Origin of the sequence: Aurantimonas marina (genome assembly GCF_017183135.1) — a bacterium.
Lineage (GTDB): Bacteria > Pseudomonadota > Alphaproteobacteria > Rhizobiales > Rhizobiaceae > Aurantimonas > Aurantimonas marina.
In genome coordinates this window covers 75,884-94,663 of record NZ_JADDXW010000007.1, presented here as the reverse complement: position 1 = coordinate 94,663, position 18,780 = coordinate 75,884, and the positions used below count along the sequence as shown (strand labels likewise).

19 protein-coding genes and 1 pseudogene are annotated in these 18,780 nt (G+C 64.7%); 12 read left to right on the top strand and 8 right to left on the bottom strand.

Translation table 11 applies throughout. The features are described from left to right. Positions 1-23 precede the first annotated feature (23 nt). The gene (ccmB, locus tag ING15_RS10145) at positions 24-683 is read right to left on the bottom strand and encodes a heme exporter protein CcmB (protein WP_206454690.1); all 660 of its coding nucleotides are present in this window, start codon (positions 681-683) and stop codon (positions 24-26) included. After that, positions 680-1,372 carry a heme ABC exporter ATP-binding protein CcmA gene (gene ccmA, locus ING15_RS10140; RefSeq protein WP_210348852.1) on the bottom strand — a complete coding sequence of 231 codons (693 nt, stop codon included), beginning with the start codon at positions 1,370-1,372 and terminating at the stop codon, positions 680-682. The genes ccmB and ccmA overlap by 4 nt, the downstream gene beginning before the upstream one ends. Before the next feature lie 384 nt (positions 1,373-1,756). On the opposite strand from ccmA, the gene acnA reads away from it, so the two are divergent. The 4 genes from acnA to ING15_RS10120 all read left to right on the top strand — a co-directional run bounded on the left by acnA (position 1,757) and on the right by ING15_RS10120 (position 7,375). Beyond that, a complete protein-coding gene (gene acnA, locus ING15_RS10135; protein ID WP_206454688.1) occupies positions 1,757-4,531 on the top strand; it encodes an aconitate hydratase AcnA in 2,775 nt (924 codons plus the stop codon). 234 nt (positions 4,532-4,765) lie between these two features. Beyond that, positions 4,766-5,554 carry a DUF1223 domain-containing protein gene (locus ING15_RS10130; protein ID WP_206454687.1) on the top strand — a complete coding sequence of 263 codons (789 nt, stop codon included), beginning with the start codon at positions 4,766-4,768 and terminating at the stop codon, positions 5,552-5,554. Between the two features lie 166 nt (positions 5,555-5,720). Further along, positions 5,721-6,098 carry a DUF2794 domain-containing protein gene (locus ING15_RS19490; protein WP_332873810.1) on the top strand — a complete coding sequence of 126 codons (378 nt, stop codon included), beginning with the start codon at positions 5,721-5,723 and terminating at the stop codon, positions 6,096-6,098. Between the two features lie 134 nt (positions 6,099-6,232). Beyond that, positions 6,233-7,375: a YihY/virulence factor BrkB family protein gene (locus tag ING15_RS10120; protein WP_206454685.1), complete on the top strand. Its 1,143-nt coding sequence runs from the start codon at positions 6,233-6,235 to the stop codon at positions 7,373-7,375. 14 nt (positions 7,376-7,389) lie between these two features. Here ING15_RS10120 and ING15_RS10115 read toward each other — a convergent pair whose 3' ends face one another. From ING15_RS10115 to ING15_RS10100, 4 genes are all read right to left on the bottom strand, one after another. Then, positions 7,390-7,953, bottom strand: a complete 564-nt coding sequence (locus ING15_RS10115; protein WP_206454684.1) for a GNAT family N-acetyltransferase — start codon at positions 7,951-7,953, stop codon at positions 7,390-7,392. A gap of 105 nt (positions 7,954-8,058) precedes the next feature. Further along, positions 8,059-8,829 carry a Bax inhibitor-1/YccA family protein gene (locus ING15_RS10110; RefSeq protein WP_206454683.1) on the bottom strand — a complete coding sequence of 257 codons (771 nt, stop codon included), beginning with the start codon at positions 8,827-8,829 and terminating at the stop codon, positions 8,059-8,061. A gap of 232 nt (positions 8,830-9,061) precedes the next feature. Next, complete coding sequence (locus tag ING15_RS10105) at positions 9,062-11,656, bottom strand: ABC transporter permease (protein ID WP_206454682.1); 2,595 nt, start codon at positions 11,654-11,656, stop codon at positions 9,062-9,064. After that, complete coding sequence (locus ING15_RS10100; protein WP_206454681.1) at positions 11,653-12,390, bottom strand: ABC transporter ATP-binding protein; 738 nt, start codon at positions 12,388-12,390, stop codon at positions 11,653-11,655. The genes ING15_RS10105 and ING15_RS10100 overlap by 4 nt, the downstream gene beginning before the upstream one ends. Before the next feature lie 64 nt (positions 12,391-12,454). Between ING15_RS10100 and ING15_RS10095 the strand changes: the two genes are divergently transcribed. Further along, positions 12,455-13,156: an arylesterase gene (locus ING15_RS10095; RefSeq protein WP_206454680.1), complete on the top strand. Its 702-nt coding sequence runs from the start codon at positions 12,455-12,457 to the stop codon at positions 13,154-13,156. Here the strand turns inward: ING15_RS10095 and ING15_RS19485 are convergent. Further along, entirely contained in the window at positions 13,098-13,331 is a 234-nt protein-coding gene (locus ING15_RS19485; RefSeq protein WP_232845682.1) for a hypothetical protein, read from the bottom strand. The genes ING15_RS10095 and ING15_RS19485 overlap by 59 nt on opposite strands. 33 nt (positions 13,332-13,364) lie before the next feature. After that, positions 13,365-13,790, bottom strand: a pseudogene (locus ING15_RS19935) (N-acetyltransferase family protein); the annotation flags it as partial. Positions 13,791-13,963: 173 nt separating this feature from the next. Here ING15_RS19935 and thpR point away from each other — a divergent pair. The 7 genes from thpR (at position 13,964) to ING15_RS10055 (ending at position 18,778) form a co-directional block, all read left to right on the top strand. Further along, positions 13,964-14,608: an RNA 2',3'-cyclic phosphodiesterase gene (thpR, locus tag ING15_RS10085; protein ID WP_206454678.1), complete on the top strand. Its 645-nt coding sequence runs from the start codon at positions 13,964-13,966 to the stop codon at positions 14,606-14,608. A 48-nt stretch (positions 14,609-14,656) separates the two neighbouring features. Next, positions 14,657-15,037 carry a YkvA family protein gene (locus ING15_RS10080; RefSeq protein WP_206454677.1) on the top strand — a complete coding sequence of 127 codons (381 nt, stop codon included), beginning with the start codon at positions 14,657-14,659 and terminating at the stop codon, positions 15,035-15,037. Between the two features lie 342 nt (positions 15,038-15,379). Then, positions 15,380-15,886: an invasion associated locus B family protein gene (locus tag ING15_RS10075; RefSeq protein WP_206454676.1), complete on the top strand. Its 507-nt coding sequence runs from the start codon at positions 15,380-15,382 to the stop codon at positions 15,884-15,886. 189 nt (positions 15,887-16,075) lie between these two features. Further along, a complete protein-coding gene (gene rlmN, locus ING15_RS10070) occupies positions 16,076-17,317 on the top strand; it encodes a 23S rRNA (adenine(2503)-C(2))-methyltransferase RlmN (protein WP_206454675.1) in 1,242 nt (413 codons plus the stop codon). A 50-nt stretch (positions 17,318-17,367) separates the two neighbouring features. Next, positions 17,368-17,829: a hypothetical protein gene (locus tag ING15_RS10065; RefSeq protein WP_206454674.1), complete on the top strand. Its 462-nt coding sequence runs from the start codon at positions 17,368-17,370 to the stop codon at positions 17,827-17,829. A 6-nt stretch (positions 17,830-17,835) separates the two neighbouring features. Then, complete coding sequence (locus tag ING15_RS10060) at positions 17,836-18,057, top strand: BrnA antitoxin family protein (RefSeq protein ID WP_206454673.1); 222 nt, start codon at positions 17,836-17,838, stop codon at positions 18,055-18,057. Positions 18,058-18,118: 61 nt separating this feature from the next. Next, the gene (locus tag ING15_RS10055) at positions 18,119-18,778 is read left to right on the top strand and encodes a glutathione S-transferase family protein (protein WP_206454672.1); all 660 of its coding nucleotides are present in this window, start codon (positions 18,119-18,121) and stop codon (positions 18,776-18,778) included. The last annotated feature ends 2 nt before the right edge of the window (positions 18,779-18,780 follow it).

The following is an 18,780-nucleotide window of genomic DNA, read 5'->3' as shown; positions in this document are numbered from 1 at the left end:
CGCATGACTTGACCGACGCGTTCTCAATCCGCGCTGGTCTTCAGCGCAGCGCCGGCCGCGATCGGGCCGAGCGCTCCGAAGAACAATGTCAAAGCGACGAGAATGAGGAAGGGCGGCAGAAACGGATCGGGATCATTGACCGCGCCGTAGGTCGCCGAGACGCCGAAGATCAGCACCGGAATCGCCAGCGGCAGGACGAGGACCGAGACCAGCAATCCGCCGCGCGGCAGCGCGACGGCGACGGCGGCCCCGACGGCGCCAATGAAGGTGATCGCTGGCGTGCCGGCGAGAAGCGTCGCCATGACCGCCCCGATCGCCACCGGATCGAGGGCGAGGAAGAGGCCGAGAACCGGGGCGGCGAGGACCAGCGGCAGACTGGAGGCGACCCAGAGCGCCAGGCATTTGGCGAGGACGACAAGCGGCATCGGCGTCGGCCCGGCAATCAGGAGGTCGAGCGTACCGTCCTCGCGGTCAGCCTGGAACAGCCGGTCGAGGGTGAGCAGCGCCGACAGCAGCGCGCCGATCCAAAGGATCGCCGGCCCGATGCGCGACAGAAGATTGAGGTCGGGCCCAATGCCGAACGGGATCGTCGCGACCACGGCGAGAAAGAAGATCACGCCGGTCATCGCCCCGCCGCCGCCGGAAAAGGCGAGCGCCAAGTCGCGGCGGAACAGCGCGATCACAACCAGCCCTCCGCAGCCGCGATCGCCGCCTCGTCGACGCCGCCGGATCGCTCGCCAGCGGCAGGCAGGCGGCGCGACTCCAGCCGCAATTCGCGTACTGCCGCCATCCCCAGCGGCTGATGGGTCGCGGCGATAACGATGCCGCCGTCGGCCAGATGCGCATCCATCAGCGTCCCAAATCGCTCTTGCGACGCGGCATCGAGCGCCGATGTCGGCTCATCGAGAATCCACACCGGCCGCTCAACCACGAGAAGCCGGGCGAGACTTGTGCGCCGCTGCTGGCCGGCCGACAGATAGGAAAACGGCAGGTGCGCCAAATCGGGAAGGCCGACTGCCGCAAGCGCCGCCTCGATCGAACGGCCGCCACCGCCGCCGAGATAATCCCGCCAGAAGCTGAGATTGTCGCCAACACTGACGCCCGGCTTCATGGCGTTGCGGTGGCCGACATAATGCGCGATCTCGGCGACGGTCCGGGCCGGTTCGCCGTCGGCGGCGGTGGCGCCCGTGACCGCAAGGTGCCCGGCGAGCGGCCGCAGCAGCCCGGCAAGCGTCCGCAGGAACGTCGACTTGCCGGCGCCGTTCGGACCGGTCACGACCAGCGCCTCGCCCGCATGAACAGCGAAATCCAGCGGTCCCGCGACCGTTTCACGCCCGCGCCCGACCGCAAGCCCGGCGGCAGCGATCGTCAGCACGGTAAGCCGGCGCGATTCGCCGTCACGCGATGTCGGCCGAAGAGCGATCGTAATCCGCGATGCGTCGGCGCGCGACGGCCCGATACTTCTCCCTGTCTGCCCATCCCCACCATAACCGCCTTTTCTCGCCGCGCCGGAAAATCCGCCTTCGGACCTAGATGCCCTTTATAGGCGTTACAAACTTCGATATGAGGACCGCAACCACACCAGCGACCGGCGTGGAAACTTTTCAGCGCCGATCTCATGGCCCCGCCGGCACCGGTGGGCGCCGGGGCGGACAAGCGGAAATGGTCGTACCCGCATCTTCGAGCGCTTTTCCGCGGCGCTCAAGGCCGTTCGCCCTTCGGACTTCCATCCTGGTTCGAGAAGGAACGAAGCCACATGTCTCACGCATCCGACAGTTTCAAATGCCGCAAGACCCTTTCGGTCGCCGGCAAGGACTATGTCTATTATGATCTGAAGGAGGCCGAAAAGAACGGCCTCGCCGGTGCTTCGCGCCTGCCGTTCTCCATGAAGGTGCTGCTGGAAAACCTCCTGCGCAACGAGGATGGCCGCACCGTGACGGCGGACGATATCCGCGCCGTCGCCAACTGGACCGAGGACAAGGGCAAGGCCGGCCACGAAATCGCCTACCGCCCGGCGCGCGTGCTGATGCAGGACTTCACCGGCGTGCCGGCGGTGGTCGATCTCGCCGCGATGCGCGACGCGACCAGGAGTCTCGGCGCTGACCCGAAGAAGATCAATCCGATGGTTCCCGTCGACCTGGTCATCGATCACTCGGTGATGGTCGACTTCTTCGGCCGCAAGGATTCGTTCGAAAAGAACGTCGACGCCGAATACGGCCGCAACGGCGAGCGCTACACCTTCCTGCGCTGGGGCTCGGAGGCATTCGAGAACTTCCGCGTGGTGCCGCCGGGCACCGGCATCTGCCACCAGGTGAATCTGGAATATCTCTCTCAGACGGTCTGGACCCGGCAAGAGAACGGCGAGACGATCGCCTATCCGGACACGCTGGTCGGCACCGATTCCCATACGACCATGGTCAACGGCCTGTCGGTGCTCGGCTGGGGCGTCGGTGGCATCGAGGCCGAGGCGGCGATGCTCGGCCAGCCGATCTCCATGCTGATCCCCGAGGTCATCGGCTTCCGCGTCGAGGGCAAGCTGCCGGAAGGCACCACCGCGACCGACCTCGTCCTGACGGTGACCCAGATGCTGCGCGCCCATGGGGTCGTCGGCAAGTTCGTCGAGTTCTTCGGCCCGGGCCTGTCCAACCTCACCCTCGAGGATCAGGCGACGATCGGCAACATGGCGCCCGAATACGGCGCCACCTGCGGCTTCTTCCCGATCGACAAGGACACCATCGCCTATCTGGAGGCGACCGGGCGCGACAAGGACCGCATCGCCCTCGTCGAGGCCTACGCCAAGGCCCAGGGCATGTACCGCGAGGACGGCATTGCAGATCCGATCTTCACCGATACGCTCGAACTGGACCTGTCGACGGTCGTTCCCTCGCTTGCCGGACCAAAGCGCCCGCAGGATCGTGTCGCCCTCACCGAGGCGGCGGCGAAATTCCACAGCGCGCTCGCCGAGATCCATGGCGGACGCAAGACAAACGACACCCCAAGCTCCACGGGCGATTCGCGCTACATGGACGAAGGCGCGACCGGGGTGAACGACACGCCCCAGGACAACCGCCACGGCCAGACGCTACATTCCGTTGAAGGCGCCAACCACGGGCTGTCGCACGGCGATGTGGTCATCGCGGCGATCACCTCCTGCACCAACACATCCAACCCCAACGTCCTCGTCGCGGCCGGGCTTCTCGCCCGCAAAGCCCATACCAAGGGTCTGACTGTGAAGCCGTGGGTGAAGACGTCGCTGGCGCCGGGCTCCCAGGTCGTCACCGAATATCTGGAGAAGGCCGATCTCCAGAAGGATCTCGACGCGATGGGCTTCAACCTCGTTGGCTATGGCTGCACGACCTGCATCGGCAATTCCGGGCCATTGCCCGAGCCGATCTCCGACGCGATCAACGAGAACGACCTCGTCGCCTGCTCGGTGCTGTCCGGCAACCGCAACTTCGAGGGCCGGGTCAATCCGGATGTCCGGGCGAACTATCTCGCCTCGCCGCCCTTGGTCGTCGCCTATGCCATCGCCGGCTCGATGTTCGTCGACATCACCAAGGACGCGCTCGGCCAGGACCAGGACGGCAACGACGTCTTCCTCAAGGACATCTGGCCGTCGACCCAGGAGATCGCCGAGATCGTTCGCGAGACGGTGACGCGCGACATGTTCGAAAGCCGCTATGCGGACGTCTTCAAGGGCGACGAACACTGGCAGAAGATCGCCGTGTCCGGCGGCCTGACCTACGATTGGGACGACCGCTCGACCTATGTCCAGAACCCGCCCTATTTCGAGGGAATGACCCAGGAGCCGGCGGCGGTCGAGGACGTCAAGGGCGCGCGTATCCTCGGCCTGTTCAAGGATTCGATCACGACCGACCACATTTCCCCGGCCGGTTCGATCAAGAAGGACGGACCCGCCGGCGATTATCTGGTCAGCCATCAGGTGCGCCCGGTCGACTTCAATTCCTATGGCGCGCGGCGCGGCAACCACCAGGTGATGATGCGCGGCACGTTCGCCAATATCCGCATCAAGAACCAGATGGTGCCGGGCGTTGAGGGCGGCGTGACCATCCATCACCCGTCGGGTGTCGAGATGCCGATCTACGACGCGGCGATGAAGTACAAGGACGAGGGCGTGCCGCTCGTCGTCTTCGCCGGCAAGGAATACGGCACCGGCTCGTCCCGCGACTGGGCGGCAAAGGGAACCGTGCTTCTCGGCGTCAAGGCGGTGATCGCGGAAAGCTTCGAGCGCATCCACCGTTCCAACCTCGTCGGAATGGGCGTCGTTCCCTTTGTCTTCGCCGAGGCGGGAACGTCCTGGGAATCGCTCGGCCTGAAGGGCGACGAGAAGGTCACCGTAGAAGGACTCGCCGACATCAAGCCGCGTGAGATCATGGACGCGACGATCGAGGCGGCCGACGGTTCGACCCGCACGATCAAGCTGCAGGTCCGCATCGATACGCTCGATGAGCTGGAATACTACAAGAACGGCGGCATCCTGCATTACGTTCTGCGCCGGCTGGCGGCCTGATCCCAGGTGCCGGCCCGCGCGGGCTGATCACGATCATCGACGCCGCCGCGCATCCTGCCGGCGGCGTCTCTCATTTGGCCGGCCGATCAATGACTTGTCATTCGCAATTGACTGGCAGACCACGCCGTCGATCGCTACGGTACGATCGATGACGAAACCCCAAACAAAAGCACTGCAGAGTGCTGGCTGTCCGTGGCCGGTGGACACGCCTGCAGGCTTGTCCTGGGCGGTCCCGTGACCGTCCCTCGCCCGCTCGGGCGCCTTTTCGCGATCCTCGCCGTCCTGGTGTCCACCCTGACCCATAGTGAGGCCAGAGCGGGCGAGGCCGATGCCGAGCCGATCACCCAGGTTCTGGAATTGTTCACCAGCCAGGGCTGTTCATCCTGCCCGCCGGCCGATCGCCTCCTGACCAAGCTCGCCAAGGAACCGGGCGTCCTTGCCCTCGGCTATCACGTCGACTATTGGGACTATATCGGCTGGCGCGATATCTTCGGCTCCGCAGCGAATACCGAACGGCAACGAGCCTACGCACAGGCCTTCGCGACCACGACGATCTACACCCCGCAAATGGTGGTGAATGGCCGTAAGGGGGTCGTGGGGTCGCACGAGGCCAAGATCCGCAAGCTGATGCGGACGACCGCCCTGCCGGCGGGTGATGGCACGCCGAAGGTAGCGCTCAGTGTCGAGGGCGACCGGCTGCACATCACCGCCGACGTCGGCGAGCTGGATCCGGACGCACCGGCGCCGGTGCTGATGCTGGTCACCTTCGATGACGAAGCGACCACGACGATCGAGCGCGGCGAAAACAGCGGGCGCACCATCGTCAACACCCGCCCCGTCCGCGACTGGCGCCTCCTCGGCATGGCCTCGGAGGAACCGATGGATATCGATCTGCCCTTGGCATCACTGCTGAAGCGTGGCGAACCGAACGGCGGTTGCGCGGTGATCCTCCAGTCGGTGACGAGGGATGGTGTCCCGGGTCCGATTCTCGCGGCCGCCCAGATGGACTTCGACGATCCGTGACCGCCAGTCGCGTCGCGGCTGGTCAGCCACCTGGCCGGCTTTTTCCGCCAGATGGACATTCCACGTCGTCACCAGCCAGAACGGTTTTGCCCGTGGCCCGTTTTCATGCCACCATGCCCAAGAGTTGCGGCTTTGTCCGCGGCAATACATCGGACGAGGGGCGGTCTTGACGGATTTCGGATCGAATGGAGACGCCGCGACCAATCTCCTCGTCTTCCCCCGACCGAATTCCAACTGTTTTGCCATCGTGTCCTTCGACCGGCGGGAGCTGTCCGAGATCCTCAAAATCTACGGACGCATGGTCGCCGCCGGCGAATGGCGGGACTACGCGATCGACACGTTGAAGGATCGGGCGGTGTTTTCTGTGTTTCGCCGGGCCAGCGAGATGCCGCTCTATCGAGTGGAAAAAACCCCCAAGCTCACCCGCAAGCAGGGCGCCTACCAGGTCGTCGCCGCCGGCGGCCTCGTGATGAAGCGCGGCCATGACCTGACCGCCGTTCTGCGTGTCTTCGACAAGGGCCTGAAGCTGGCGGAGAACGGTTGATGCCGTCCACCGCGGGGACGGTTCGGACGGTCGATTCCATCGCCGGCTACGGAACTTTATTCCGCTTGCCGCTTACGGAGGGGATCGCCGCCTCGGTCCCGGCGTTGCTGCAGAACCGGAACGCGTGAGGGCGAATGAGCAGAACCGAAACAGAGCGGGGAGAGTCCCGAGGTGAAGGTCGGCATGCCGACGGGCCCAGTGAAATTCCCGGTACCGGCTGGAAGAGCACTTTATGGCGTGTCTACGAGGAGATCGGCGACGATCGCGTCACCTTGGTCGCCGCCGGCGTGACCTATTACCTGCTGCTCGCCATGGTTCCGGGCCTTGCGGCTTTTGTGTCGCTCTACGGTCTTTTCGCCAATCCCGCGACAGTCGGCGACCATCTGGCACAATTGAGCGCGTTCGTTCCCGGCGGCGGGATGGAGATGGTGAGGTCCCAACTGCAGCGTCTCGCCTCAAAGGACCAGACGACGCTCGGATTCTCCTTGGTCCTCTCGCTCGCGATCTCGCTCTGGAGCGCCAACGCCGGTGTCAAGTCGCTGTTTGAGGCGATGAACGTCGCTTATGACGAACGCGAGGCCCGCTCCTTCATCAGGCTGAACGCGGTCTCCCTCGCCTTCACCCTCTGCCTGATCGTTGCCGCACTGCTGCTCATCGGTCTGGTCGTGGTCCTGCCGATCCTGCTCGGCTATCTCGGGCTCGGCAAGGGATTGGAATGGCTGATCTCAGGTGTCAGCTTGCTCATGGCCATCCTCGCTCTGTCGCTTGGCATCGCCGCGCTCTATCGTTGGGGTCCCTCCCGGGCGAATGCGAAATGGCGGTGGATCACACCCGGCGCCATCCTGACTCTCGTGGTCACCGCGATCGTTTCGCTGCTGTTCTCCTGGTATACCGCGAATTTCGGCTCCTACGATGCGACCTACGGCTCCCTCGGGGCGCTGATCGGCTTCATGACCTGGATCTGGATGACGATGACCATTCTGATCGTCGGCGGCGAATTGAATTCGGAATTGGAGCATCAGACGGCGCGAGACACGACGACCGGCGCGCCACAGCCGCTGGGTCAGCGTGGCGCGGTGATGGCCGACCAGGTGGCGGGAGGGCCGTCCGGCTCCCACTCCGCCGGTCGCCGGCGCGCAGGACGGGTGCAAGGCGAGGAAAGCCCCGAGGCCCGAAGACGGCGCGAGGGATTATCGGTCGGCAAGCTTGCTGTGGCGCTGCCCGCCGCGCTCCTGCTGACCTTTCTCAAGCGCCGGTCGGAGCGAGGTGGACCGTAGACCTGACGAATGCGCTATCGGTCATATAATGTACCCGGATAGCGCGTTTCGTCGGGCAGCGTCGAACCGCCGGCGCCGAGCGGCATCTGCATCAGCACCGTGTCGATCCAGCGATCGAATTTGAAACCGGACTGCTGGAAGACACCGATCATGCGGAAGCCGGCCCGCTTATGCAGTCTGACGGACGGCGCGTTGCCGGAGTCACCGATGACGGCAATCATCTGGCGAAATCCGCTCTCGGCGGCAATCTCCATGAGGCGGGTCAATAGATCGCCGCCGACACCCTGCCCCCTGGCGGTCGGCGCGATGTAGACCGAATCCTCCACTGACCAGCGATAAGCGGGTCTGGCACGGAACGCATTGGCATAGGCGTAGCCCAAGACGACGCCGTCGGCGTCCTCGGCGACGATGAAGGGATAGCCCTGACCGGTTATCGCGGTGAAGCGCACCGCCATTTCCGCCTCGTCCGGCGGCACGATTTCGAAGGTCCCGGTGCCATGCAGCACCGCGTCCTCGTATATCGATCGGATCGCGCGGACGTCATCGATGCTGGCTGGTCGGATCGTATGAGCGCTCATGGCAAGCTGGCCCGGAAAAAGTTGCTGCGCTCGTGTCGCAGACGTGGCGACACATGAAAAGGGCGGCCCGCGAGCCGCCCTGAATCTTCGGTTCCACCCTGACGTTTAGTTGCGATTGCCGAACAGCTGCAGCAGGAACAGGAACATGTTGAGGAAGTCGAGATAGAGGCGCAACGCGCCCATGACCGCCTTGCGGCCCATCACCGCCGAGCCGTCGCCCTCATAGTACATTTCCTTGATCTGCTGGGTGTCGTAGGCGGTGAGGCCCGCGAACACCAGGACGCCGATCGCCGAGATGGCGAACTGCAGCGCCGGCGAGGCGAGGAAGATGTTGACGACCATCGCGATGACGATGCCGATCACGCCCATGAACAGGAACGAACCCCAGCCCGAAATGTCGCGCTTGGTGGTGTAGCCCCATAGCGACAGCGCGCCGAAGGAGGCTGCGGTGATGAAGAACACCTGGGTGATGGATTCCTGCGTGTAGACGAGGAAGATCGTCGAAAGCGACAGACCGACCATCGCGGCATAGGTCCAGAAGGTCGCTTGCGCAGCCTGGACGCTCATCTTGTGAACGCGGAAGGACAAGAAGAAGACCATCGCCAGCGGCGCTAGCATCAGCACCCATTTCAGCGGCGACATGAAGACCGTATAGCCGAGTTCTGTCAGATAAAGGTCGGGCCGGACCTGATAGGCCGTCGCCTCGCCCGTCACCGAGAGCGAGTACAGCACATAGGCCGCAACGCCGGTGAGAGCAAGGCCACCCGCCATCAGGTTGTAGACCTTCAGCATATAGGAGCGGAGGCCCTGGTCGATGTCCGCTCTTGTACCGGCTGCTGGCACTGTGCGTGCGCCGGCGTTCCGATATTCCGCCATGGAAGAATTCCTTTCTGCGTGTCCCGTCCGGTGTCCCCGTGCGACGGTTTCAGTCGGCACGAAGAGGCGCCGCTGGCGAGACGCCCAGCGATCCTGCGTATAATATGCGGATCGTGGCCTTCGCGCACAAGCCTCCGCCGGCCCGGAACGACAAAATGCCGCCCGATGAGGGTTAATTTTGTGTAAATTCATCCCCCGGGATCTCGGCGCGAGGCGGCTCACGCCGCTCCCGTCACAGATTGCGCAGCACCGGCGCCGCCTTCTGCCCGAGAACGCGCCATGTTCCCGCGAGTCCGATGCCGACCGTCAGCACCAAAGACACGGCCAGGGTCGTCAGCGCCACCGTCCAGTCGAAAACATAGGGAAGCTGCATGATCCGCGCGACGACGAACCACGCCGCGAGAGCGCCCGCCCCGACCGCGAAGACACCCGTCGCAAGTCCCAGCAGCATATATTCGGTCGTGAAGGCGCGAATCAGGGTCAGCCGGGTCGCGCCGAGCGTCTTCAGGACGACGGCGTCATGGATCCGGCCGCGATTGCCGGCGGCCAATGCCCCTGAGAGGACCAGGACCGAGGCGATCAGCGCTACGGCCGCGGCGACCCGGATCGCCAGTGCGAGCTGCGCGATCAGGCCGTTCACCGCGTCGAGTGCCTCTTTCACCCGCACCGTGGTCACCGCCGGATAGGCGTTGGTGACGCCGTTGATCAGGCCCTTCTCCACGGCTTCGCCATCCTGCGGCATCGACAGCGTTGCCAGCCATGAATGGGGGGCGCCTGCGAAAGCGTTGGGCGAGAACACCATGACGAAGTTGATGGACAGGGATTCCCATTCCACCGCACGGAAATTCGCGATCCGAGCAGTGATGTTGCGGCCGAGGACGTTGACGGTCAGTGTGTCGCCGATCTTTAGGCCGAGTTCGCCGGCCTCCTCCGCCGAGAACGAGACCAGCGGCTCGCCGGAATAGTCCTGTGGCCACCACTCGCCCTCAGTCAGGGTGGAATTTTCAGGAATTGTCGGTGAATAGGTCAGGCCTCGATCGCCATGCAGCACCCAGCTGCCTTCGTGGTCGGCCGCCATGGTGGAGACGTCCTGGCCATCAAGCGCGGTGATCCGGCCCCGCAGCATCGGCGCGGCATTGAGGGCCGAGCCGGGCGCCAGCGTGTCGATGGTCCGGCGAAAGCCGTCGATCTGATCGTTCTGAATGTCGACGAAAAAGAAGTCGGGCGCCCGCGAGGCCATTCCCGTGCCGATCTCCTGGCGCAGATCGTAGTCGATGGTCGCTAGCGTCACCAGCAGCGTCAGGCCGAGGCCGAGCGACAGTACCACCGACCCCGTCAGCGCGCCCGGCCGGTGAATGTTGCCGATCGCCAGTCGCAGCGGCGTCGAGCGGACCCGCGGTGCCAGCGCGGCGAACCACTGGACCGCCATCGCGACGCCGCGCAGGATCACGAAGGCAGCCGCCGTGCCCACGAGGAAGATAAGCGCCACCCGGCGGTCGCCGGCCATCACCAGCGCCAGCGCGGAAATGAGGAGGGCAAGACCGAGCGCCGTGCCGAGATAAGCCCAGCGCATCCGGTAGCCGCCGGTCGCCCCGGCTTCGCGGAACAGGGCCGTCGCGGCAACGTCGCGGGTGCGCCCGAGCGGCAGCAGCGCGAAGGCCAGCGCCGTGAGCACACCGAAAACGGCCGCTAGCGCGAGCGCGCCCGGATAGACGGACGCCTCGGCCGCTATTGGGACGACGCTTTCGAGGAAACGGGCGGTCGCGAAGGGCGCAATCGCTCCAAGGACGAGGCCGAGGATAATGCCCACACCTGCCAAGAGCATGATCTGGATCAGATAGACCGTGACAACGAAGCCGCCCCCGGCCCCCAGGCTCTTGAAGGTCGCGATCACGCCCCGCTTGGAATCGAGATAAGCATTGACCGCATTGGCGACGCCTACCCCGCCGACGATGAGCGCGGTGAGCCCGACCAGCGTCAAAAACTGCGAGAAGCGCTCGATATTGCGCTGGAGCGAGGGGGCGGCATCTGCCGATGTGCGAATGTTGAAGCCGGATTCGGGAAAGCGCTCTTTCGCCTGCGCCGCGATCCCGGCGGCATCGCCGCCATTCGGCAAACGGATCTTGTAATCGTATTCGACGAGGCTTCCAGGCTGGATCAACCCGCTCGCCGCGAGCCCGTCCAGCGACAGCATCAGCCGCGGCGCAAAGTTGAAGCGGCCGGACAAGACGTCCGGCTCGCGCTCGAGAATGCCGCGCAATTCGATCTCGGCATCGCCGAGCTTGATGGTCTCGCCGGGCTCGATACCGAGCCGGTCATACAGCTCCGATGCGGCGACCGCGCCGAACCGGCCGTCGCGCTTGGCGAGAAGATCGTCCAGCGGGGCGTCGGGCTGGGTTTCGACTGCCCCGTAGAGCGGATAGGCGCCGTCCACCGCCTTCACTTCGGCCAGCGACTGGTCGGCGCCGTCCAGGAGCCGTACCATGGAGCGCAGCGACGCCGCTTCGGCGACCGTCCCGAGACCAGCGAGATAAGCGGCCTCCTCCGCCGACGCCTGGCGCTGGACAAGGGCGAAGCGCAGATCGCCGCCAAGAATCGAGCGCCCCTGTTCGGCAATGCCGGTGGTCATCATCGTCGCAACGGAATTCACTGCGGCGATGGCCGCCACGCCGAGGGTGATGCAGGCAAGGAAGATGTAGAAGCCGGACAGGCCGCCGCGCATCTCGCGCAGCGCGAAACGCAGGGCAAGCGTCAGGTTGCCGCGTCCGTTCGTCGGCTTCGGCCGGGCGGTGGTGGCAATTCCGGCCGAGGTATCGAGTGCGCTCATCCAGTGGCACCAGCGAAGGCGGGCTCTAAGTTCGCGCCGGCGGCCTCGACCATCGTCACGCGGTCGTCATGAATGACGCCCGAGCGGACAGCGACCTCGCGGCCGCAGCGATGCGCCAGCGCCGGATCATGAGTCACGAGGACGAGCGTCATGGCCCGCCGCTCGCATTCGGCGAACAACAGATCCGCGACCTGCCGGCCGGTCTCCTGGTCGAGATTGCCGGTCGGCTCGTCGGCGATCAAAATTGCCGGTTGCGGAGCCAGAGCCCGTGCCAGCGCGACGCGCTGCTGTTCGCCGCCTGACAATTCGCCGGGATAATGGGTGACGCGGTCGGCCAAACCGACATTGGACAATTCCCGCTCGGCTCGCTCGAAGGCGTCATCATGGCCCGCGAGTTCCAGCGGCACCGCGACGTTTTCGAGCGCGGTCATGTTCGGAATCAGGTGAAACGACTGGAAGACGATGCCGATATTGCGGCCACGGAACGCCGCGAGTTCGTCCTCGCTGAGGCCGGCGAGCGACTGGCCGGCGATTTCGACGAAGCCCTCATCCGCCCGCTCCAATCCGGCAACCACCATCAGAAGCGTCGACTTGCCGGAGCCGGACGGACCGACGATGCCGACCGATTCGCCCCGGTCGACGGCAAGGCCGACATCCTTCAGAACGTGGACGGCGCTACGGCCACTTCCCAGCGTGAGATGAACGTTTCGTAACCGGATCGCTGGTTCTGCCAAGGCCGCCGGCTCCTATATGCGAGATCGGACGCCCCGTATGGGGCCTGCGCTATATGGGTGTATGATGCAACGCTTCCAACCGATCCTCGCGGCGCTAGCGCTATTGTCATGGCTGACGGTGCCGTCGGCTTCGGGCGCGCAAGGGGCTGAGCACCAGAATTCGCTTCATGTCGTCGCATTCGGCGACAGCCTCGTCGCCGGCTACGGCGTCGGCCCCGGCGAGGCGTTCCCCGAGCAGCTGCAGGCCGCCTTGCGGGATCGGGGATACGCCGTCGAGGTGACCAATGCCGGCGCCTCCGGCGACACGTCGAGCGGCGGACTGTCCCGGCTCGACTGGTCGGTGCCGGAGAACGCCGACATCGTCATCGTCGAACTCGGTGCCAATGACGCGTTGCGCGGTATCGCTCCCGAAATCACCGAAAAGAACCTCGACCAGATCCTGAGGACGCTGACCGAACGCGGCCAGGCCGTCATCCTCGCCGGCATGATCGCCCCGCCCAACATGGGCTCGGATTATGCGGCCGCCTTTAATCCGATCTTTGCCAGGCTGGCGGAAAAATACGAGGTCGCGTTCTATCCGTTCTTTCTCGATGGGGTGGCGGCTCAGCCGGGCCTGAACCAGGGCGACGCCATACACCCAAACAAGGACGGCGTCGCCGCGATCGTGGAAAAGATGCTGCCCTTGGTGAGCGAGACACTCGATTCCGTCAGTGCGCGGCAGATGTCGGACCAAAGCTCGCCACCAGACGCCGCAGCGGCTCGGTGAAGAATCGCAGGTGCCGCCCGCGCTCCTCGATCATGGCAAACACATAGGCCTCGCTCTCGTCCGCCCATTCCCGCGCGAGGCTCTTCGCGTCCGCGTAAGGCCGCACGATCTCCGCAGTCACGTCGCCGGCGATGAAACTGAGATCAGCGCCGTGCTTGGCGGCGATCGCCTGCATGCGGCGATTCTCTCGCAGGCAGGTCAGGAAAATCCGGCGAACGCCGCGATTGCGGGCTGCGGCAACCAGCCGGCCGAAAAGGCGATCCCCATGACCGTGGCCCTGGAATTCCGGCTCGATCGAGAACGCGCCTTCGGCTTCATCGCGCGACCCGGTCAGAAACCGCAATTCCGCGACACCGCGCAACTCGCCACCGACGAACAGGCCCTTCACCAGCGAGTCCGGACCGAGTGCCAGCTCGGCATAGCGTTCCAGGAACGTGTCGTTGACGGAATTACCGAAGCGCAGGCGCCGGGTTTCACCGGGAAGCCGTTGGAGATGAAGAAGGAAGAGATCAGCTTCATGGGCGTGCAGCCGGCGCACGTGAACCGGGGATATCACCCCCGCCACTGGCTCATGGCGAACGATATTTCCTCCGTCGGCAATATTGGCGGAAACGAAATCCGTGACGTTGGGCATGGATCATAGCCTTTGTCCAGCCTCCCAGCGACGCCCTCCGCGAATCAAACATAATTGTGCATCGCGTCGCAAACAACGGTGATCGGCGGCATGCAAGGCTGCCCTGTCCTTGAAACATGGCTCGCAAGGTGAGAGTCTTTTCGCGACGGCAACGACGCAGGGAAGGATATCCGATGCCCCGACTGTTCACCGCCCTCGAAATCCCCCAGGATATCGCCCTTTCGCTCTCCTTTCTTCGCGGCGGCCTGCCGTCGGCCCGCTGGATCGATCCGCAGAACTATCATCTGACCCTGCGTTTCATCGGCGATGTCGAACCTCGGCTTGCCGATGAAATCGTCGCTTCGCTCGACCGGGTCGACCGGCCGGCCTTCGCGCTTGCGTTGCGCGGAGTGGGGGCATTCGGAACACGCAAGCCGCGCTCGATCTACGCCGGCGTCGAGGCATCGTCCGAACTATGTGAACTGCAGGGTGAGATCGAGCGCATCTGCAAGCGCCTCGGCCTTCCCGCCGACCAACGCAAATTCGTGCCGCATGTGACGCTGGCACGGTTGCGGCAGCCGAAACCGACGGAAGTCGCGCATTTTCTCGCCACGCGCGGCGATTTCCGTACTCCGGCGTTCCCGGCCAAGCGATTCGGCCTCTATTCGGCGCGGGATTCGGTCGGCGGCGGCCCTTATGTGCTGGAGGAGGCGTTTTCGCTGCACACAGGAACCCCCTCGGCGGAGGGGCTCGCCCGGCCGGTTTCGGGAGACCACGCGCAACGGCTGACCAGGCCGGCGCGGCCCGCCGCGAATAACGCCATGAACCGGTCCTCTTGAGGCGGAGGCGGTCATGGACCATCTAACCTCCCGAGATTGGAGGACGCAATGGCACTCGACACCTCGAAGGTCGGCGAAATTTTATTGCCCGGTTCCAGCGAGGAACAGGCGCAACAGGAAGAGCGCGTTCGCGCATCGTTTTTCCAGACCGTCCGTCGCGCGTTGCGGTCGGTCCCGTTCATGGAAGACGTGGTCGCGGCCTATTACTGTGCGCTCGACCCGCAGACGCCGGCCGCCAGCCGCGGCATCCTGCTGGCCGCGCTGGCCTATTTTGTCCTTCCGATGGATGTGGTGCCCGATTTCATTCTCGGCCTCGGCTTTACCGATGATATCGCGGTGTTGTGGGCCGCGTTCCGGGCGGTGCGCCAGAACATCCGGCCGGAGCATTATCAGCGGGCCCGCCAGTCGCTTGGCGAAATGAACCGGTAGCACGCCTACCGGCGGGCGCGCCCTGCTTCCGCACAGCGCGCGCCTTACCATTCCGTAACAAGACCTCGACGTGACACGCCAAATTGTCGCCCAATTCGTTCCGTCATTCACACGGCTTGAGCCCGGTTTCGGTGAAACGGGACGTTCGCGCCCTGCTTGTCGCCGAATGAAGTGCCGAATCATGGAGATATTTCGATCCTTCTCCTCGGCTTTGGCTATTTGTTAACCAGCGATAAACGGCCCTGGCGCTAGCTTGTCGGGTATCATCGCTTCCGGCGCCTTGCCGGCCTCGGCCTCGACCGTGGGAAATCATACGAACACGCACCGAACGAGCGGGGAATTATGAACCTCAAGAACGTCCTGACGGCCACGGCGGCCATTCTGATCTTCTCGAGCGCCGCGGGCGCGGCCCAGACCCCGACGCGCATGAGTCAATTCAACGCCTGGGGCACGTATTCCTATGCGGGCGCAGACGGCAAGGTCTGCTATATCCTGTCGACGCCGACCAAGATGGAGCCGGCGAATGTCGATCATGGCGACATCTTCTTCCTGATTTCGCAGAAGCCGGGTCAGGGCGTCTCCTACGAGCCGCAGGCGGTGATGGGCTATCCGCTCAAGGAGGGCTCCAAGGTCAAGATCGACGTCGACGGCAAGGACTACTCGATGTTCGTCAAGGGGGAGTCGGCCTGGATGGAGAACGCCGCCGAGGAACCCCAACTGGTCGCCAATCTGCGCGCCGGCAAGGCGATGACCGTCGACGCCGTGTCGCAGCGCGGCACCCAGACCAGCTACACCTTCTCCCTGTCCGGCGTGACCGCCGCGCTGAAGTCTATCAACGACTGTAAATAATGCGCCGGCGGCTGCTTCTGGGCGCCGACATCGCCAGGAAACGCGACCGCCGGACCCGTGCTCGGCGTTTCGCGGTTCCGGGCCCGGATCTGCCTGAAACCTTGCGTCAATGGCCGGAAGGGGTCATTTGAGGGGGCAATTCCTATTCATGACCGATGATTTCGTCGGCAGCCGCTGGCCGAGGATATGATGCCCGTTTCACTCGATCTCGCCTCTGCAGCCAACCGCCCGCGCCCTCCGGAAACGGTTTCGGCGCTCGGGGACCGCGAAAAACCATCGCTCATCGGCCTCAATCGCGACGCCCTCGCCGAGGCACTGCGCGCGGTCGGCGTGCCCGAAAAGCAGTTGCGGATGCGCGTCGCCCAGCTCTGGCACTGGCTCTATGTGCGCGGGGTGGCCGATTTCGGCCAGATGGCGAACGTCGCGGGCGACCTGCGCAACGCGCTCGCCGATGCCTATTCGATCGCGCGCCCCGAAATCGTCGAGGAGCAGGTCTCGGTCGACGGCACCCGCAAATGGCTGTTCCGCTTTCCGGCGAAAGGCGCCGGCCGCCCGGTGGAGATCGAGACGGTCTACATTCCTGAAGAGGGTCGCGGCACGCTCTGCGTCTCCTCCCAGGTCGGCTGCACCCTCACCTGCACCTTCTGCCATACCGGCACCCAGCGGCTGGTCCGCAATCTGACATCCGACGAGATCGTCGGGCAGGTTCTCGTGGCCCGCGAACGGCTCGGCGACTTTCCCGATGCCGACACGCCGGCGGGCGCGATCGTCCCGACCGAGGGCCGTCTCGTCTCCAATGTCGTGATGATGGGGATGGGCGAGCCGCTGTATAATTTCGATAACGTCAAGCAGGCGCTGGCCGTCGCCACCGACGGCGAAGGACTGTCGCTGTCGCGGCGGCGTGTCACCCTGTCGACCTCGGGCGTGGTGCCGATGATCGCGAAGGCCGGCGAGGAAATGGGCGTGATGCTGGCCATCTCGCTCCATGCCGTGCGCGACGAACTGCGCGACGAACTCGTGCCGATCAACAAGAAATATCCGCTGAAGGAGTTGCTCGACGCTTGCCGCGCCTATCCGGGTGTGTCCAACGCCCGTCGCATCACCTTCGAATATGTGATGCTGAAGGGGGTCAACGATTCGATGGCGGACGCGAAGGAATTGGTCCGCATCCTCAAGGGCATTCCGGCGAAGATCAATCTGATCCCGTTCAATCCCTGGCCGGGAACGGTCTACGAATGTTCGGATTGGGACCAGATCGAGCGCTTCGCCGACTATGTGAACCAGGCCGGCTACGCTTCGCCGATCCGCACGCCGCGCGGTCGCGACATCTTCGCCGCCTGCGGCCAGCTGAAATCGGAATCCGAGCGGATGAAGAAGAGCGATCGAGTGAAGCTCGAAACGGCGCGAATCTCGGAACTCGCGGCCCACTGAGGGCCGAGCACGGCGCCGAGGCGCGCTAGCAAAGGAACCGCCTTCGTCGAATGACCGCCGTTCTCCGCTTTCTGTTCGTGATTCCGTTCGGCTTCGTCGCGGCTTGCATGACGGCGGCCTTCGCGATGCTGTGGCCGTTCCTGACCATTCCTGCCGGCATGGGAGCGAGCGACCCGATCTTCCTGTTCCACACGGTCATCGCCTTCCTCGCCCAATCGGCGCAGATCGGCTCGGTGATCCTGCTGCCGTGGGCGTTGTTCATGGTGGCAAGCGAACTCTTCGGGCTTTCGTCAATACTTCTGCATCTTGCCGCCGGCCTTTTCGGTGCGGGCGCGATCCTCGTTACCGCCTACGGCGATAATCTGCCGCATGCCAGCGTCCAGACCGCGATCGTCGTCGCGGCGCTGTCGTTCACGCTGATCTACTGGATTCTGGCCGGACATAGCGCGGGGCGGTGGCGCCGCGGCTCCGGGCGGACGACGCCGGCCGCAGAACCGACAATCAAAGGATAAGACTTCATGGCCCGACGCCCGACCAATCCCCGCGACGCCGCCGAGGCGGCCTTCAAATCCGCCACGACGCCGCCGGAGCGGATGAAGGAATCCCTCTCCGCCATCCCAACAGGCCGGGAGATGGTGTCGCTGCGCATCGATCGCGACGTGCTGGCGCAGTTCCAGGAGGACGGTCCGGGCTGGCAGGAGCGCATCAACGCCGCGTTGCGGAAATCGGCCGGGCTTTAGTTCGCCACAGGGCACGATCTTCGCGCCTTGCCTCTTGGACGTGGCGCGCAAGGTTTGCCCTATGATCACCATCCATCATCTCAACAATTCCCGCTCCCAGCGTGTCCTGTGGCTGCTTGAGGAACTCGGCGTCGCCTATGAGGTGAAGCGGTACGAGCGCACCAAGGATATGCAAGCGCCGAAGGAGCTCAAGCAGATCCATCCGCTGGGAAAGTCGCCGGTGCTGACCAAGGACGGCGGGACGATCGCCGAGACCGGCGCCATCGTCGAATATCTCCTGGCGCAATATGGCGACGGCCGGCTGATGCCGCCGGAGGGGACGGAGGACTACTGGACCGCCCGCCATTTTCTGCATTATGCTGAGGGTTCGGCGATGCCGCCGCTGTTCCTGATGCTCGTGCTCGAGATGATCCCGCGCCGGGCGCCATTCTTCACCAAGCCGATCCTGAAAGCGTCGATGGCCAAGGTGGATGCGATGCTGGTGCGCCCGCAGATCGCCCTGCATCTCGACCATTGGGAGGAGGCGATCGGCAAGAGCGGCTGGTTTGCCGGGCCGGAGCTTTCCGTCGCCGACATCATGATGAGCTTTCCGGTCGAGGCGGCCGCCCGTCGCTTCGGCTATAATGACCGCCCGAAGCTGCGCGACTTCCTGCTGCGCATCCACGACCGCCCCGCCTATCGGCGCGGCCTCAAGCGCGGCGGCCCCTACGCCTACGCCTGAGC